Source organism: Bradyrhizobium sp. STM 3562 (assembly GCF_045571435.1).
GTDB lineage: Bacteria > Pseudomonadota > Alphaproteobacteria > Rhizobiales > Xanthobacteraceae > Bradyrhizobium.
Genome location: NZ_CP120694.1, coordinates 2,987,464 through 3,003,837, shown reverse-complemented (window position 1 = coordinate 3,003,837; position 16,374 = coordinate 2,987,464). Strand labels below are relative to the sequence as shown.

Annotated in this window: 14 protein-coding genes and 1 riboswitch; of the genes, 9 read left to right on the top strand and 5 right to left on the bottom strand. The window is 64.1% G+C overall.

Going from position 1 to position 16,374, the window contains the following annotated elements; genetic code table 11:
- Window positions 1-39 precede the first annotated feature (39 nt).
- Window positions 40-705: a TetR/AcrR family transcriptional regulator gene (locus tag P6U23_RS13720; protein WP_407180275.1), complete on the top strand. Its 666-nt coding sequence runs from the start codon at window positions 40-42 to the stop codon at window positions 703-705.
- Between the two features lie 133 nt (window positions 706-838).
- On the opposite strand, the gene P6U23_RS13715 is transcribed toward P6U23_RS13720, so the two are convergent.
- Window positions 839-1,330, bottom strand: a complete 492-nt coding sequence (locus P6U23_RS13715; protein WP_407180274.1) for a GlcG/HbpS family heme-binding protein — start codon at window positions 1,328-1,330, stop codon at window positions 839-841.
- A gap of 209 nt (window positions 1,331-1,539) precedes the next feature.
- Between P6U23_RS13715 and P6U23_RS13710 the strand changes: the two genes are divergently transcribed.
- From P6U23_RS13710 to P6U23_RS13695, 4 genes are read left to right on the top strand one after another with little or no spacing between them, the layout of a single operon-like run.
- Complete coding sequence (locus P6U23_RS13710; RefSeq protein WP_407180273.1) at window positions 1,540-2,514, top strand: ABC transporter substrate-binding protein; 975 nt, start codon at window positions 1,540-1,542, stop codon at window positions 2,512-2,514.
- Window positions 2,515-2,516: 2 nt separating this feature from the next.
- A complete protein-coding gene (locus tag P6U23_RS13705; RefSeq protein WP_407180272.1) occupies window positions 2,517-2,717 on the top strand; it encodes a hypothetical protein in 201 nt (66 codons plus the stop codon).
- A gap of 5 nt (window positions 2,718-2,722) precedes the next feature.
- On the top strand, window positions 2,723-3,337 hold the full coding sequence (locus tag P6U23_RS13700) for an ABC transporter ATP-binding protein (RefSeq protein WP_407180271.1): 615 nt from the start codon (window positions 2,723-2,725) through the stop codon (window positions 3,335-3,337).
- Window positions 3,334-4,086 carry an ABC transporter permease gene (locus tag P6U23_RS13695; protein WP_407180270.1) on the top strand — a complete coding sequence of 251 codons (753 nt, stop codon included), beginning with the start codon at window positions 3,334-3,336 and terminating at the stop codon, window positions 4,084-4,086. Before P6U23_RS13700 ends, P6U23_RS13695 begins: the two co-directional genes overlap by 4 nt.
- An 11-nt stretch (window positions 4,087-4,097) precedes the next feature.
- On the opposite strand, the gene P6U23_RS13690 is transcribed toward P6U23_RS13695, so the two are convergent.
- Window positions 4,098-5,300 (bottom strand): TrmJ/YjtD family RNA methyltransferase, encoded by a 1,203-nt coding sequence (locus tag P6U23_RS13690; RefSeq protein ID WP_407180269.1) that lies wholly within the window; start codon window positions 5,298-5,300, stop codon window positions 4,098-4,100.
- Window positions 5,301-5,628: 328 nt separating this feature from the next.
- Here P6U23_RS13690 and P6U23_RS13685 point away from each other — a divergent pair, with 328 nt between their 5' ends.
- Both P6U23_RS13685 and P6U23_RS13680 read left to right on the top strand, forming a co-directional pair.
- Window positions 5,629-6,846 carry an NADP-dependent isocitrate dehydrogenase gene (locus P6U23_RS13685; protein WP_407180268.1) on the top strand — a complete coding sequence of 406 codons (1,218 nt, stop codon included), beginning with the start codon at window positions 5,629-5,631 and terminating at the stop codon, window positions 6,844-6,846.
- Between the two features lie 149 nt (window positions 6,847-6,995).
- Window positions 6,996-7,502 (top strand): DUF3455 domain-containing protein, encoded by a 507-nt coding sequence (locus tag P6U23_RS13680; protein ID WP_407180267.1) that lies wholly within the window; start codon window positions 6,996-6,998, stop codon window positions 7,500-7,502.
- Between the two features lie 44 nt (window positions 7,503-7,546).
- On the opposite strand, the gene P6U23_RS13675 is transcribed toward P6U23_RS13680, so the two are convergent.
- Both P6U23_RS13675 and P6U23_RS13670 read right to left on the bottom strand, forming a co-directional pair.
- A complete protein-coding gene (locus P6U23_RS13675) occupies window positions 7,547-9,214 on the bottom strand; it encodes a copper resistance D family protein (protein ID WP_407180266.1) in 1,668 nt (555 codons plus the stop codon).
- A 10-nt stretch (window positions 9,215-9,224) separates the two neighbouring features.
- Window positions 9,225-9,608 (bottom strand): copper resistance CopC family protein, encoded by a 384-nt coding sequence (locus P6U23_RS13670; RefSeq protein WP_407180265.1) that lies wholly within the window; start codon window positions 9,606-9,608, stop codon window positions 9,225-9,227.
- Between the two features lie 464 nt (window positions 9,609-10,072).
- On the opposite strand from P6U23_RS13670, the gene ilvD reads away from it, so the two are divergent.
- The gene (gene ilvD / locus P6U23_RS13665) at window positions 10,073-11,914 is read left to right on the top strand and encodes a dihydroxy-acid dehydratase (RefSeq protein WP_407180264.1); all 1,842 of its coding nucleotides are present in this window, start codon (window positions 10,073-10,075) and stop codon (window positions 11,912-11,914) included.
- 213 nt (window positions 11,915-12,127) lie between these two features.
- On the opposite strand, the gene alaS is transcribed toward ilvD, so the two are convergent.
- Window positions 12,128-14,797, bottom strand: coding sequence for an alanine--tRNA ligase (gene alaS / locus P6U23_RS13660; RefSeq protein WP_407180263.1), 2,670 nt, complete (start codon window positions 14,795-14,797; stop codon window positions 12,128-12,130).
- Between the two features lie 198 nt (window positions 14,798-14,995).
- Window positions 14,996-15,086: riboswitch (glycine riboswitch) on the top strand.
- 135 nt (window positions 15,087-15,221) lie between these two features.
- Between alaS and gcvT the strand changes: the two genes are divergently transcribed.
- Entirely contained in the window at window positions 15,222-16,367 is a 1,146-nt protein-coding gene (gcvT, locus tag P6U23_RS13655; RefSeq protein ID WP_407180262.1) for a glycine cleavage system aminomethyltransferase GcvT, read from the top strand.
- Window positions 16,368-16,374: the final 7 nt, after the last annotated feature.

The following is a 16,374-nucleotide window of genomic DNA, read 5'->3' as shown; positions in this document are numbered from 1 at the left end:
GGCTTGATGATTGTGCCGCGGTTCGATTAAGTGAGGCCCATGGCCAAAGCGGGCAAACCACTTGCAAGGAAGAAAGCCGCCGCCGGCGCGGCTGCGATCGACGAGGAATCGGCGCGCGGACGGCTGCTCAGCGCGGCAACGCATCTGTTCTGCAAGAACGGCATAAACGCCACCGGCATCGATGCAATCATAGAGCAGGCCGGCACGGCGAAGACCACGCTCTACAAACTGTTCGGCTCGAAGACCAATCTCGTGCATGCGGTGCTGGAGAACGAAGGCAAGCAATGGCGCGAATGGTTCATTGCCGCCATTGAAGCGGAGGGCGGCGACGCGCAGACGAAGCTGACGCGGATCTTTCCTGCCCTGAAGAGCTGGTTTGGCGAGGAGCGCTTCTACGGCTGCCCCTTCATCAATGCCGTCGGCGAGCATGACAAGGACCAGAAACAGTTTCGCGCGATTGCGATGCGGCACAAGAGGGTCGTGCTCGCTCACATCGAAAAGCTCGCGCGCGAGATGGGCGCGGTCGAGCCGGACGTTCTGGCGCATCAGCTCGCGCTTTTGATCGACGGCGCGATCGTCGCCGCGATGGTGTCGCGCAATCCCGATGTGGCCGACACCGCGGGCCTTGCCGCCTGCTCGCTGTTCGAGCCGGCGAAGAAGAAGCAGAAGCGCGCCGCCGCGCCGGCGCAGTTACTAGCGGTGTAAGCCCGTCGTCCCGGCGGAAGCCGGGACCCATAACCACAGGCCACTGTTGTAGCGAAGATCGTCGACCCGATCGCCCAAACGCTATGAGCCCGGCCTTCGCGGGGGACGACAGAGGTAGTGTTGGCGCGCGCCCCTACTTCAGCGCATCCGCAACCTTCGCGAGCCCCGCGTTGGCGCAGACCTCGTCCTTCTCGCCGCCAGGCGCGCCGGAAACGCCGACACCGCCGATCACTTCATTGCCCGCGCGGATCGGGACGCCGCCCCCAACACCAACGACATTCGGAATCTGGCGCAGAAACGCAAAGGCCGGGTCGTCCATCTGCTTCATGGTGGCGAGCGAGGTCTGATTGCGCGTGCGTGCCGTGTAGGCCTTCAGGCGCGCAAATTCGAGCGTGTGCGGCGGGGTGCCGTCGCCGCGGACGGAAGCCGCGACGTTGCCGCTCTTATCGACAATGACGACGGAGACCTTGTAGCCGTCCTTGGTGCATTGATCGAGCGCGCCTTGAATGATCGCAAGCGACAATCCCATCGAGACGTTCTTTTCGGTCAGCGGGGCCTGCGCACAGGCAGGTGCCGCGATGAGCGAGGACGCAAAGGCAAGTGACGGCAGACTGTAACCACGCATCTGCTTCCTCTTTGAAGCTCATGTTTGAAGCTTATGGTTCGCGCGAGGAGTAGAACCCTCGCGCCGCGAGATTAATCCCGCTTGAACCCACCGATATAACCAGGCCTCGGCCCCTGCCAGCGACCGTGTTGCGCATCGCAGCTCGGTTTTGGCCGGGACGGCACATTTCTTGCTCTTCCTTCGAGAACTCTCGCTTCTGGGATTTGCGCATGAGAATTGTGATCAGAGCCGCGCTAACGCTTGTGCTGCTTGCGGTTTTTGCCGCCCAGCCCGGTCCGTCGCAGGCGGCCGACAAAGTGACTGTCGGCGTGTTCCCTGTTTCATCATCCCTGCCCTACTTCGTTGCGCTAGAGCGCGGCTTCTTCAAGGAAGAGAACATCGAGCCGGAGATGATCAAGCTGATGGGCGGTCCACCCAATGTCGCAGCCATGATGACCAATCAGATCGAGGTCTCGGCCGTACTGGTCACGCTCGAGGGGCTGAACGCCGACATCAAGAAGCCGGGCGTGGCAAAATACATCGCGCTCAACGGCCAGACCAAGGTCTGGAAGATGGAACAGTTCGTGGTGCGCACCGGCTCTCCCGCGCATTCTATCGCCGAGCTCAAAGGCGCTAAATTGATGTCCGCGCCGGGCCCCGCCAATCTCAACACCGCGAAAGCGATCCTGGCCAGGAACGGCTTGAAGGAGGGCGACTACACCATCGATCAGCTCGACATCGGTCAGCACGTCAACGCGATGATCTCAGGCGCCTTCGACGGCGGCTATACGCTCGAGCCCAACGCCTCGATGATGGTGAAAGCGGGCGTGGCGCGCACGCTCGAGGCCGGCGTGATCTCGAAATACATTTTAGGCAACGAACAGGCCACCGCCTATGCGGCCGGCTGCGCCATGACCGGCGACTTCATCGAGAAGCGCCCGGACGTGGCAAAGCGCTTTGCCGCGGCCTGGGCCAAGGCCATCTTCTTCATCAACGCCAATCCGGATGAGGCGCGAAAACATCTCGCCAAGAATACGTTCACGCCGGACAATATCGTCGATAGCGTGCCGATGCTCGGTTATGTGATGGCGAGCGACATGAGCAAGGAGCAGCTCGCCGATCTGCAGGCGCTCGCGGATTTCGGCACCTCGATCGGCGTCGTGCCCGAAAAAGTCGACGCCACGAATTTCCTGCAGAAGTTTTGAACGTGAATAACCCTCGCCCGACCATCGCGACGCGGCCTGCCGCGGTGTTCGATCGCTCTGGCCGCGCCGCCCCACACGTCACGATCCGCGGATTGACCAAGCACTATGAAAACGCCGCAATTTACGATCGCTTCGATTTCGATATCCCGCGCGGCAAGCTGATCTCGGTATTCGGCCCGAACGGCTGGGCAAGAGCACGCTGATCAATATGATCGCCGGGCTGGTGCCGATGGACGCCGGCGAAGTACTATTCGATGGCCGGCCCCTGAAGCAGGTGAAGTTCGGCTATGTGTTCCAGAATTATCGTGAGGCGCTGTTCCCCTGGCTGCGCGCGTTCGACAACATCGCCTATCCCCTGAAGCTGATGGGACTGGCGAGGCGCGAGCGCAATGCCCGCGTCGAGCGCCTCGTCGCCCATCTCGGCGTCAAGGTCGATCTTGCGCTCTACCCCTACCAGCTCTCCGGCGGCCAGCAACAGCTCGTGTCCATCATGCGCGCGCTGATCGTCGAACCGGAAATTCTCTTCCTCGACGAACCGTTCTCCGCGCTGGACTACGAGATGACACTGTTCATGCGCGACCAGCTCCAGCGCGTGTTCATGGAGACCGCGACCACCACGGTGCTGGTGTCGCACGACCTTGAAGAAGCCGTCTATCTCTCCGATTACGTGCTGCTGCTCTCGCGCCGCCCAGCGCGCGTGGTCGAGTTCGTGCCTTACGCAGCTCCGCGGCCCCGCTCCGACAAGGCGATGTCGGAGCCCGACTTCGTTGCGACCAAGGCGCACTGCCTCAGGCTGTTTCAGCGGGAGGTGCAGCGCGGATGAAGGCCAAAGCATGGCTGCCGCTGATCGGCGTCGCCATCCTGCTCACCGTATGGGAGTTGGCGAGTGCGCTGAAGCTGGTCGATCCGGTGCTGCTGCCCTCGCCATATGCGACGTTCCGCACATTGTGGGAAGGCATGATGGCCGGAAAGCTCGGCGCCGATTTTCTCAAGACCGTGGTGCGCACCATCGCCTCCACGGCGATTGCCGCAGGGATCGCGATCCCGCTCGGCATCCTGCTTGGCGCTTCCGAGAGGGTCTATCGTTCGGTGGAATTCCTGATCGATTTCTTCCGCTCCACGCCGGCCTCCGCGATGTTTCCGCTGTTCCTGGTGCTGTTCGGCGTCGGCGATCGCACCAAGATTTCGGTCGCCGCTTTCGGCGCGGCGCTGGTGATCCTTTTCAACGTCGCCTATGGCGTAATGAATGCCCGCAAGACACGCCTGCTGGCGGCCAAAGTGATGGGAGCCTCGCCCACGCGGGTGCTGTTCGACGTAATGCTGTTCGAATCGTTGCCGCAGACATTTGTGGGGCTGCGCAACGGGGTATCGCTGGCGCTGGTGATCATCGTTGTGGCCGAGATGTTCATCGGCTCGACCGACGGGCTCGGGCAGCGCGTGTTCGAGGCGCAACAGCTATTCGATATGCCCGGCATGTACGCCGCGATCTTCGCCGCCGGCGCGCTCGGCTATTCACTGAATTTGTTGTTTTTGCTGATCGAGAACCGGTTCGTGCACTGGGCCGGGCGGTGACCGACACCACGCTATTCTGGACCTGAAATGATGTCCTGCAGCCGCGCGAGCTCTTTTTCCAGTTCGCGCTCCACGTCGGCCGCCTTCATCTCGATCACGCGGTAGCCGCGCTGCTCGAGCCAGGCGCGCCGCACCTGCCGGTCATGCACAATGGTCTCGCTTTCGCTCTCGTTAACCAGCTCGATCGCGATCCGGCGCACGAAGGAGACGAAATCGGGAATATGCCGCCCGATCGGTGTCTGGCGCTTGAACTGGCCGGCAAAACGGCGGTCGCGGGTCAAGGCCTGCCAGAGGATGCGCTCGGCATCGGTCGGGTTGCGCCGGAGCAGCCGTGCCAGGCCGCGCACCGTGCCGCTTTCATGCGGCGGCACGCCGCGCCCGTGTTCGGCGAGCAGCGCACGCAGCCGGGTCGCCTGTTCGCTGTCGAGCACGCCCCCCTTGGCCGGGCCCTTGCGTCCTTCCGCGATCGCCATCACCACGCCGTGCAGCGTGTGCATGTCCTGCTTGGACGGCTCCATGCGGGTGAAGATGTTGCGCAGGTTCACCAGCATGGTCTCGCGCTTTTCGGCGGGCCGCAGGAACTCGACCTTGTCGAGCTCCCGCACCAGGTTTTCAAAGAACGCGTCGATCTGGTGCTGCGAGGCCGGCGGCGAGCGCTCCGGCTTGTCGAACGGAAGCTGACCTCCCGTCGACAGCTTGAACCATTCATAGCCCATCAAGAGCACGGCCTGGGCGAGGTTCAGCGAGGCAAAGCCGGGATTGACGGGAAAGGTGATGATGCGGTTGGCGCGCGCCACCTCCTCATTCGTCAGCCCCCAGCGCTCGCGCCCGAACAGGATGCCGGCCTTCCCTCCGGAGCCGACACGGCTCACGATCTCCCGCGCCGCGGCCTCCGGGCCCAGCACCGGCTTGGCCTGATCGTGGGCGCGGGCGGTGGTGGCAAACAACAGATCGAGATCGGCCACGGCGTCAGTGACGGAATCGAACAGCTCGACGCGATCGAGAATATGGTCGGCGCCGGCCGCCGCGCGCTGGGCGCTGACATTCGGCCAGCCGTCGCGCGGATTGACCAGGCGCAGCCGCGACAGCGCGAAATTGCCCATGGCGCGCGCAGCCATGCCGATATTCTCGCCGAGCTGCGGCTCGACCAGGATGATCACGGGACCGGCGAGCTCATAGCCGGTCTTGGTCTTGTCGGTGCCCGAACCGGTCACGCTTTAACTTTCCGATCAAATCTCAAGACATTGAATCGGGCTTTGATGAAGCTGATTCAAAGCGCCCGAGCCATTCCCGTTGGCTGTCCGGCGCGATTTCTCAAGCAAAATAATGAGGTTAGATTCGGCTTTTGGATCGGAGACGGAGCTCCCGTCAAGCCCCCTTGGCGGTCTGCCGCCGGCAGCGGCGCGGAATGGGCTTCGATCGGCCAAAAGATGCGCGGAAACTGCATAACCCCTCACCTTCCGTGCGCCGTTTGGCAGTGCTATGACGCGCGCGGACAATTAACCCGCCTTCAAAACGCTGTTCCCGAAAGGCCTTAAGCTTATGGCAAAAATCAAGGTGACCAACCCCGTCGTCGAACTCGATGGCGACGAGATGACCCGGATCATCTGGAAGTACATCAAGGACAAGCTGATCCACCCCTTCCTTGACCTCAACCTGATGTATTTCGATCTCGGGATCGAGTATCGCGACAAAACCAACGATCAGGTCACCATCGATGCCGCCAACGCCATCAAGAAGGTCGGCGTCGGCGTGAAGTGCGCCACGATCACGCCCGACGAGGCCCGGGTGAAGGAGTTCAACCTCAAGGAGATGTGGAAGTCGCCGAACGGCACCATCCGCAACATCCTGGGCGGCGTCGTGTTCCGCGAGCCGATCATCTGCAAGAACGTGCCGCGGCTGGTGCCGGGCTGGACTAAGCCCATCATCATCGGCCGCCACGCTTACGGCGACCAGTACCGCGCCACTGACATCAGGTTCCCCGGCAAGGGCACGCTGTCGCTGAAATTCGTCGGCGAGGACGGCACGGTGATCGAGCGCGAGGTGTTCAAGGCGCCGGGCGCGGGTATCGCGATGGAAATGTACAATCTCGACGATTCCATCGCCGATTTCGCCCGCGCCTCGTTCAACATGGGGCTCGCGCGCAACTACTCGGTCTATCTCTCGACCAAGAACACCATCCTCAAGGTCTATGACGGCCGCTTCAAGGATATCTTCCAGGAGATCTTCGACAAGGAGTTCAAGGCGCAATTCGAGGCCAAGAAGATCACCTACGAGCATCGCCTGATCGACGACATGGTGGCGGCGGCGCTGAAGTGGTCGGGCGGCTATGTCTGGGCCTGCAAGAACTATGATGGCGACGTGCAGTCGGACACGGTGGCGCAGGGCTATGGCTCGCTCGGCCTGATGACCTCGGTGCTGATGACGCCTGATGGCAAGACCATGGAGGCTGAAGCCGCCCATGGCACCGTGACGCGCCACTATCGCGAGCACCAGAAGGGCAAGGAGACCTCGACCAATTCCATCGCCTCCATCTTTGCCTGGACGCGCGGCCTTGGACATCGCGCCAAGCTCGACAACAATGCGGAGCTGGCGAAATTTGCCGACACGCTGGAGAAGGTCTGCGTGCAGACCGTCGAGGATGGCTACATGACCAAGGACCTCGCGCTCCTGGTCGGCGCCGACCAGCGCTGGCTGTCGACGACCGGCTTCTTGGACAAGGTTGCGGCCAATCTCGAAAAGGCGATGGCGGCAGCGTAAGGCGCCGGGTTCGTTTGACGTCTTAGCGAACGAAGCCACACACATTGTCATTCCGGGGCGCGTCGAAGACGCGAACCCGGAATCTCGAGATTCCGGGTTCGGTGCTTTCGCACCGCCCGGAATGACGAAGACTAACCGGGGGCACGACCATGCGGCAGCTCGAAAAAGTCGTCCCTGCCCTGTTGTTGTCGCTCCTGTCTGTCGGCGCACTCGCCGCCGAAGCTTCACTCCCCGATGCCCTTGCCGCGCCCGGCGAAACAGCAGTGCTCACCGTGCACGCGGACGGCCAGCAGATCTATGAATGCAGGGCGGGCAACGACGGCAAGCTGGTCTGGACGCTCCGCGAGCCGGCCGCGACGTTGATCGCGGACGGCAAGGTCGCCGGCCGTCACTTCGCCGGCCCGACATGGCAGCTCAACGACGGCAGTGCCGTGGTCGGCAAGGTGCAAGCCAGCATGCCCGGCAAGACCGCGAGCGACGTTGCCTGGCTGAAGCTCGAAGTGATCTCCCACCGCGGCGACGGCCTGCTCGCCGGCGTCGATACCGTGCAGCGGATCAACACGGTCGGCGGCGCGATGGCGGGTCCATGCGACCAGCCGACCGCGACCCGCGCCATGCCCTACACCGCCGATTACATCTTCCTGCGCAAAGCTTGAGCGCTACGCTCCACCGGATCAAGACTGTCCCCCGGATTGCGCCCTCACGCCTCGCGATAGTCCAGCAGGATCAGCCCAACCAGAACGAAGCTGACCGGCCAAACCCATGACGCGATCCGGCCAGTGCGGCCGCCCAGGCGTAATTCCAACCAGCGTGCCCAGCCACCCGCGATCCCGCAAAGCGCGAGCGGCGTATGGCTCATCTCGATGAGAAGCTGATCCTTGACGTTGGCTATGGCGTGGGAGTGCGTGAGCAGCAATGCGCCGCCGAGCGCGACGGTTAAGGGAAAGACCAGCGCCGCCCGGCCCGCCTCCTGCCCGCGCAAGCGCACACGCCATTCGAACAGCCCGAACAGGATGATCAGAAGCACGAACATGCGGTGCTGCGCGACCTCCGGATCGCGCAACGAGGCGAAAAACCCGATCGGCCCCAGCGGCCAGGCCATCTCGTCGGCGCGAAAGAACAGGAATGCCGCCATGCCCAGAAAGACGAGCGGCCAGTGCCTCGCCGAGCGTCCCCACTGGAAATGCTCGATCATGGCGAGCAGGCCGATCAGCACCACGAAGATGCCCGCCCAATGGTGGTTGTATTCCGACCAGGCAATGTCCGCCGCGTTGCGCGGCAGAATGACGCCTTCGCCGGGAACATAGGCTGGCGGCGCACTCGCACGCTGCGCCTGCGCGGCGGCGATCTTCGCCTCCAACAAGGAGATGGTGAGCTTGTCGTGAGCAGGGCTGCTCAAGCGTGGCCATTGCGGCGAGATGCGTTCGACGATCTCCTGCCAGGTCAAACGGTCCTGGCTGAGATCGACACCGGGCGGCAGCGAGGTCAGGGAGCCGGCGGTCATCAGGACCGTGAGGCCGATTCCGATCTCCACCTCGACGAAGCGCCTCAACCGCAAGATCGGCGCGGTCGGATCACGCCGCAGCCGTTCGACCGCGAGATAATTGCCGCCGCCGAGCGCCAGCAGCATCAGCAGCAGCGCGATCTTCGCCGAGATCATCACGCCGTACGCGGTGCTGTAAATGGCCTCGAACGAGCCGAGATAAACCACCGCCATGATGGTGCCGCCGACAACGATGGCGGCGACCGAGGCCATCGACATCAAGGAATAACGCCGACCGATCAGACGCCAGTCGCTCGGCGAGCGGCAGCCGTTCAACGCCAACAGGAAACAAGGCAGCCCGCCAATCCAGACACCCGCGCCCAGCATGTGGAGGGCGTCGGACAGCAGCAGCGGCCAGCGTACACCGACGCGGCTTGCCGCATGCGTCAGGTTGAGCTGCATGGCCAGCCCCAGCAGGGCGAGGCCGACCAGAGCCGCGGCGCGCCGACCCGACCACGGGCTTTTCGCGAAACGGTCTTTCGCCAACAGCGCGATGCCGAGCGCGCACGCTGCAACCGCAAGCTCGAATCTGGCGAAATCCGCGCTCGCCGCTTCGCGCCACGACACCTCAAGCGTCCCCGTCAGCGCCGCGGCGTTGACGACGAGCGAGGCGATGGTCAGGGCGAACCAGGCGAGCGCACTGGCCCGCAGAAGCCTTTGACACCTGCCGTCGACCGAAACGCTGTCCGCCGACAGCTTCGCCTGCAACGGACGCCACAACAGCACCTGGAATGCGATTCCGCCAAAGGTGAAGGACTGCGCCAGCAGGGTCAGCCCGCGAAGAACGACCGACAAATAACCGAAAATGTCGAGGAAAAGGAACAAGGTCGTCGGTCTAGCGCACGGTGAAGGGAATCTCGCCGCGCGTGATGTGCCCATCAACGCTCAGCACCTGCCAGCGCAAGCGCCACGCACCGGGCGCCAGGACCTGCGCCTCGGCATCGAGTTCGTCGGCCGGCGAGTCCGGCGTCGGCGTCACCGCCTGCTCTGCTCCGTCAGGCGCCAACAGCCTTATTCGGGAGCGCGAATGGTCGATCCGGCTGTTGAAACGCAGACGGATCGAGACGGCATCTTTCGCAACTGTTGCCCCCGCCGCCGGCGAGGACGAAACGATGATGGCATGCGCCCCTGCCCCGGTCGGGGCAGCGAGCAGCAGCACCGAGAGCAGCAGGGCGTGCGGAATTTTGGAGAGGGAAGAAATTTTGGAGAGGGAAGACATGGCTTTCGGACGGCGGCCACTCGCAGCGGAGGTTTTTCGGTGCGGAGCTGTGCAGCGAGCATGTTGCAGCTTTTGCGATATGTTAGATGCCGGCACGCTCGGCAAGTAGGCACAAAATTGTGACCTCTTGGGTTGTCACCTGACATCACCGTGACCGCGCAGGCCGAGCCGCGCCCCTGGACCTCGCGAGCCGCTGGTGCCTCACCTGACGCCATCCAGCCCGCCGCCCTTGCCGCCGCCCGAGCGGATGTTCTAATACGCCGTCGAGCCTTGATGACCCCTCAGGGGGACGCTGCAGCCGTTGCGCACCGCCTCCGGACCCGGCCGATGAACCGCCAAGCATGGCATCGCCGGACCGCGAAATTGCCGGTCGCGTCCCCGGCGGCTTCCTTGTAAAGGCTCGCTTGACTGTTCGATTGCCGCCGGTCTCCAGACCGCCCGGTCAACACTATCGGAGAAACGCCATGCCGACCTATCGATCCCGGACCACCACACATGGCCGCAACATGGCCGGGGCTCGCGGCCTGTGGCGCGCCACCGGGATGACGAACGAGGATTTCGGCAAGCCGATCATCGCGGTCGCCAACTCCTTCACCCAATTCGTACCCGGGCATGTCCATCTGAAGGACCTCGGCCAGCTCGTGGCGCGCGAGATCGAGAAGGCCGGCGGCGTCGCGAAAGAGTTCAACACCATCGCAGTCGATGACGGCATCGCCATGGGCCATGACGGCATGCTCTACAGCCTGCCCTCGCGCGAGCTGATCGCCGACAGCGTCGAATACATGGTCAATGCGCATTGCGCGGACGCGCTGGTCTGCATCTCCAATTGCGACAAGATCACGCCCGGCATGCTGATGGCGGCGCTCCGCCTCAACATCCCCACCGTGTTCGTCTCCGGCGGACCGATGGAGTCGGGCAAGGTCAACCTCAAGGGCAAGATCAAATCGGTCGACCTGATCGATGCGATGGTGGCGGCCGCCGACGAGCATGTCAGCGACAGTGAGGTCGAGGTGATGGAGCGCTCGGCATGCCCGACCTGCGGCTCCTGCTCGGGCATGTTCACCGCCAATTCGATGAACTGCCTCACCGAGGCGCTGGGCCTGTCGCTGCCGGGCAACGGCTCGGTGCTGGCAACCCATGCCGACCGCAAGAGCCTGTTCATCGAGGCCGGTCATCTCATCGTCGACCTCGCGCGGCGCTATTACGAGCAGGACGACGAAAGCGTCCTGCCGCGCAGCATCGCGAACGCCAGGGCCTTCGAGAACGCCATGAGCCTCGACATCGCCATGGGTGGCTCGACCAACACCGTGCTGCATCTTTTGGCCGCAGCTCATGAGGGCGAGGTGCCCTTCACCATGAAGGACATCGACCGTCTCTCGCGCAAAGTGCCGGTGCTCTGCAAGGTCGCCCCGTCGGTGGCAGACGTGCACCTGGAAGACGTGCACCGCGCCGGCGGCGTGATGGCGATCCTGGGCGAGCTCGACCGCGCCGGCCTCATTCAGTCCGACCTGCCAAGCGTTCACTCAGCGACGCTTGCGTCCGCGCTGGAGCGCTGGGACATCCGTCGCACCAAGAGCGATAGCGTGCGCAACTTCTACAAGGCAGCACCTGGCGGCGTGCCGACGCAAACGGCCTTCAGCCAGGACCGCAGGTTCGAGGAGCTCGACCTCGATCGCAGCACGGGCTGCATCCGCGACATCGAGCACGCCTATTCCCGCGATGGCGGCCTTGCGGTGTTGTACGGCAACTTGGCGCTCGACGGCTGCATCGTGAAGACCGCCGGCGTCGATGCCAGCATCCTGAAATTCTCAGGACCCGCCCGCGTGCTGGAAAGCCAGGATGCCGCGGTCGAGGCGATCCTGACCAACAGGATCAGGGCCGGCGATGTCGTGGTGATCACCTATGAGGGACCGCGCGGCGGTCCCGGCATGCAGGAAATGCTCTATCCCACCAGCTACCTGAAATCGAAGGGGCTCGGCAAAGCCTGCGCCCTGATCACCGATGGCCGCTTCTCGGGCGGCACATCGGGCTTGTCGATCGGCCACGTTTCGCCGGAAGCCGCCGAAGGCGGCCTCATCGGCCTGGTGCAGGAGGGCGACCGGATCGAGATCGACATCCCCGCGCGCTCGATCCATCTTGCGGTGGACGAGGCGGAACTGAAACGGCGCCGCGAGGCGATGCTGGCCAAGGGCGACAAGGCCTGGAAGCCTGCGAAGCGCAAGCGCAAGGTGTCGACCGCGCTCAAGGCGTATGCCGCGCTCGCGACCAGCGCCGCGCGCGGCGCGGTGCGGGTGGTGAAGGATTAGGGCAGGAATACAGCGCTGCTGATCGTTGTGCCCTCGCCCCTTATGGGAGAGGGCAGCCTGGTGGACACAGGCGCGCCAGGGTGAGCGGTTTGCCTCCGCGATCGAACATCTCTCCCTTTGTACCTATTGGAGAGAGACCCCTCATCCGTCGCGGACTTCGTCCGCGACACCTTTTCCCACGAGGAAGAAGGAAGGAGTTCGTGGCTCGCAGCCTCACGCCCCCGCCATTGCCCTCTCGATCGCCTCAAGCGCCGCGCTCGCCTTCGCCCCATCCGGGCCGCCGGCCTGCGCCATGTCGGGGCGGCCGCCGCCGCCCTTGCCGCCGAGCGCCTCGGAAGCGATGCGCACCAGGTCGACCGCGTTGTAGCGCGCGGTGAGATCGGGCGTGACGCCGACCACGACACCGGCCTTGCCGTCGCCGGTGACGCCGACGATAGCGACCACACCGGAGCCGAGCTGCTTCTTGCCGTCGTCGGCGAGGCTCTTGAGATCCTTCATCTCGATCCCCTCGACCGCGCGCGCCATCAGCTTGACCTTGCCGACCTCGCGCACGCCATCCGCGCCTTTCCCCGAAACGCCGCCGCCCATGGCGAGCTTTTTGCGCGCATCCGACAAGTCGCGCTCGAGCTTCTTGCGCTCATCGAGCAGCGCGGTGATGCGCGCCGGCACGTCCTCGACCGTCGTGCGCAATTCGGCGGCCGCGGTCTTGGCGAGCCCCATCACGTCGTTGGCGTGCTTGCGCGCGCCGCGCCCGGTCAGCGCCTCGATGCGGCGGACGCCGGAGGACACCGCGCTTTCGCTGGTCACTGAGATCAGGCCGATGTCGCCGGTGCGGCGGACATGGGTGCCGCCGCAGAGCTCGACCGACCACCCAAGCGCGTTCTCGCCGTGCTCGCGCGATCCCTTGCCCATCGACACCACACGCACCTCATCACCATACTTCTCGCCGAACAGCGCGCGGGCGCCGGCCTCACGAGCCTCGTCCAGCGCCATCAGGCGCGTGGTCACCTCCTCGTTCTCCAGCACCACCTCGTTGGCGATGTCTTCGACACGCGCCAGCTCTTCCGGCGTGATCGGCTTGGGATGCGCGAAATCGAAGCGCAGGCGGTCGGGGGCGACCAGCGAGCCACGCTGGGCGATGTGATCGCCGAGCACCTGCCGCAGTGCTTCGTGCAACAGATGCGTTGCCGAGTGATTGCGCCGGATCGAGCTACGGCGCGCATGGTCCACATCGAGCTGCAGCGCGGTGCCGACCTTCAGCGTGCCGTGCTCCACCGTGCCCAAATGCACGAAGAGGTCGCCGGCCTTCTTTTGCGTGTCGGTGACGCGGAATTTGGCGCCTTCACCGAGCATCACGCCGGTATCGCCAACCTGACCGCCGGACTCCGCATAAAACGGGGTCTGGTTCAAAACGATCGCACCGCTCTCGCCGGCCTGCAGGCTTTCGACCTCCTGGCCGTCCTTGACCAGCGCCGCGACCACGCCTTCCGCAGTCTCGGTCTCATAGCCCAAGAACTCGGTCGCGCCCAGCTTCTCACGCAGCGGAAACCACACGCTCTCGGTCGCGGCCTCGCCCGAGCCAGCCCAGGCCGCACGCGCCTTCTCGCGCTGGCGGTCCATGGCGTCGGTGAAGGCCGCCACGTCGACGCCGATGCCGCGCGACTTCAGCGCGTCCTGGGTCAGATCGAGCGGAAAGCCGTAGGTGTCGTACAGCGTGAAGGCGGTGTCGCCGTCGAACATGTCGCCCTTCTTCAGGGCCGCGCTCTTCTCATCCAGGATGGCAAGGCCGCGCTCCAAGGTTTTGCGGAAGCGGGTCTCTTCCAGCCGCAGCGTCTCCTCGATCAAATTCTCCGCGCGCACCAGTTCGGGATAGGCCTGGCCCATCTCGCGCACCAGCGCCCACACCAGGCGATGCATCAAGGGCTCCCGCACGCCCAGGAGCTGCGCGTGGCGCATGGCGCGGCGCATGATCCGACGCAGCACATAGCCGCGGCCTTCGTTGGACGGCAGCACGCCGTCGGCGATCAGGAAGGAGGACGCGCGCAGGTGATCGGCGATCACGCGCAGCGAGGCCTTGTGCTGGCCGTTCGGATTGGCGCCGGTGAGATCGGAGATGGCGCGGATCAGCGAGACGAAGAGATCGATGTCGTAATTGTCGTGCTTGCCCTGGAGCACCGCTGCGACGCGCTCGAGCCCCGCTCCGGTATCGATCGAGGGCTTGGGCAGCGCCACGCGCTTGCCGTCCTCGAACTGCTCGAACTGCATGAACACGAGATTCCAGATCTCGATGTAGCGGTCGCCATCGGCCTCCGCCGAGCCGGGCGGGCCGCCCCAGACCTTGTCGCCGTGGTCATAGAAGATTTCCGAGCAGGGCCCGCACGGGCCGGTGTCGCCCATCTGCCAGAAATTGTCGGAGCCCGCGATGCGGATGATGCGCGACTCCGGCAGGCCCGAGATCTTCTTCCAGAGGCCGAACGCCTCATCGTCGTCGATATAGACGGTCGCCCACAGCTTGTCCTTCGGCAGGCCGAACTCCGTCGTCACCAGCTTCCAGGCAAGCTCGATCGCGCGATCCTTGAAGTAATCGCCGAACGAGAAATTGCCGAGCATCTCGAAAAAGGTGTGATGCCGCGCGGTATAGCCGACATTGTCGAGGTCGTTGTGCTTGCCGCCGGCGCGCACGCATTTCTGCGAGGTGGTGGCGCGCGAATAGGGCCGCTTCTCGACGCCGGTGAAGACGTTCTTGAACTGCACCATGCCGGCGTTCGTGAACATCAGGGTCGGGTCGTTGCGCGGCACGAGCGGCGACGACGGCACGATCTCATGGCCGTTTTGGGCAAAGAAGTTCAGAAAAGTCGACCTGATGTCGTTGACGCCTGTCATATTCATCCAATCGGAAAGCTGGCCGTGCCCGCAAAATTAATGGTTTTCCGGCGCAACGCTTTTAGACAAGGGCAGCCGCGCTGTCCAGAAACTGTGCAGGCGGATCATGGACTTGCCGCGAAAGCGTAAAGTTCGTTGATAGATGCTGCGCCGCGTTGACAGCCTGGTACAGGTCGTGTTTCCCTTCGATCTGTTCAAGACAGCCACGTCGGGAGAGACCGGCTTTGATGCCGGCGCCGAAGGAGCAACCGCCCCGGAAACTCTCAGGCAAAAGGACCGTGTGGCTTTGATAACATCTGGAAAGAGACGCCGAGGGTTCTTGGCCTGACGCGTCCGCCGACGGGATAATACTCTCAGGCAAAGCGACAGATGGGGCTCAAAGGGTTGTCGGGGATGGTCCCCGGGAACCACGGAGGGCCTCCTGATGCTTGCGCGTGATGACATCCCCCTAAAACGCACTCCCCTCCATGCCCTTCATGTGTCGCTCGGCGCCAAGATGGTGCCGTTCGCGGGCTACGAGATGCCCGTGCAATATGCAGCCGGGGTTTTGAAGGAACACCTCCATACGAGGCAAAAAGCCGGGCTGTTCGACGTGTCCCATATGGGCCAGGTCGCGCTGCGCGCGAAATCGGGCCGGGTTGAAGATGCGGCGCTGGCGCTCGAGCGCCTGGTGCCGCAGGACGTTTTGAGCCTTGCTCCGCGCCGCCAGCGCTATGCGCAGTTCACCCACGAGCAAGGCGGCATTCTCGATGATCTCATGGTTGCCAATTTCGGCGACCACCTCTTCGTGGTGGTGAACGCCGCCTGCAAGGACGCCGATGAAGCGCATCTGCGCGCGCATGTGTCCGATTCGTGCCTGATCGAGCCGCTCGCCGACCGCGCACTGCTGGCCCTGCAAGGACCGAGGGCCGAATCCGTATTGGCGAAATTCTGTGCGGAGGCACCGAGCCTGCGGTTCATGGACGCCGGGCCGCGCAAAGTTGCGGGCCTTGACTGCTTCGTGTCCCGTTCGGGCTATACCGGCGAGGACGGTTTTGAGATTTCGGTCCCGGCGGAACAGGCGGAACAGCTTGCAAAGGCGCTGCTGCAAGATCCTGACGTCCTGCCAATCGGGTTAGGGGCGCGCGACAGCTTGCGCCTCGAGGCCGGGCTTTGCCTCTACGGTCATGACATCGACAGCACGACCACCCCGATCGAGGCGGCGCTGGAATGGTCGATCCAAAAGAGCCGCCGCCAAGGCGGCGCCCGCGCCGGCGGCTTTTTCGGCGCGGAAAAGATTCTCAGCCAATTTGCCATTGGTGCCCCGCGCCGCCGTGTCGGCTTGAAGCCGGAGGGCCGCGCGCCGGTGCGCGAGGGTGCGCTGCTGTTTGCCGATCGAGCCGCATCCGAGCCGATCGGCACGGTCACTTCGGGCGGCTTTGGCCCCTCCCTCAATGCCCCGGTCGCGATGGGCTATGTGCCCACGCAGCTTTCGGCCAACGGGACCCAGCTTTTCGCGGAAGTGCGTGGGCAGCGCCTGCCCGTGCGCGTCGCCGCCACACCCTTCGTTCCCAACACCTACAAGCGCTGAAGGACAT

What these genes read in the sequence shown, in the direction of transcription:
- P6U23_RS13720 (WP_407180275.1), top strand. Translation starts at nt 40, where the DNA reads ATGGCCAAAGCGGGCAAACCACTTGCAAGGAAGAAAGCCGCCGCCGGC.
- P6U23_RS13715 (WP_407180274.1), bottom strand. Translation starts at nt 1,330, where the DNA reads ATGCGTGGTTACAGTCTGCCGTCACTTGCCTTTGCGTCCTCGCTCATC.
- P6U23_RS13710 (WP_407180273.1), top strand. Translation starts at nt 1,540, where the DNA reads ATGAGAATTGTGATCAGAGCCGCGCTAACGCTTGTGCTGCTTGCGGTT.
- P6U23_RS13700 (WP_407180271.1), top strand. Translation starts at nt 2,723, where the DNA reads ATGATCGCCGGGCTGGTGCCGATGGACGCCGGCGAAGTACTATTCGAT.
- P6U23_RS13695 (WP_407180270.1), top strand. Translation starts at nt 3,334, where the DNA reads ATGAAGGCCAAAGCATGGCTGCCGCTGATCGGCGTCGCCATCCTGCTC.
- P6U23_RS13685 (WP_407180268.1), top strand. Translation starts at nt 5,629, where the DNA reads ATGGCAAAAATCAAGGTGACCAACCCCGTCGTCGAACTCGATGGCGAC.
- P6U23_RS13680 (WP_407180267.1), top strand. Translation starts at nt 6,996, where the DNA reads ATGCGGCAGCTCGAAAAAGTCGTCCCTGCCCTGTTGTTGTCGCTCCTG.
- P6U23_RS13670 (WP_407180265.1), bottom strand. Translation starts at nt 9,608, where the DNA reads ATGTCTTCCCTCTCCAAAATTTCTTCCCTCTCCAAAATTCCGCACGCC.
- ilvD (WP_407180264.1), top strand. Translation starts at nt 10,073, where the DNA reads ATGCCGACCTATCGATCCCGGACCACCACACATGGCCGCAACATGGCC.
- alaS (WP_407180263.1), bottom strand. Translation starts at nt 14,797, where the DNA reads ATGACAGGCGTCAACGACATCAGGTCGACTTTTCTGAACTTCTTTGCC.
- gcvT (WP_407180262.1), top strand. Translation starts at nt 15,222, where the DNA reads ATGCTTGCGCGTGATGACATCCCCCTAAAACGCACTCCCCTCCATGCC.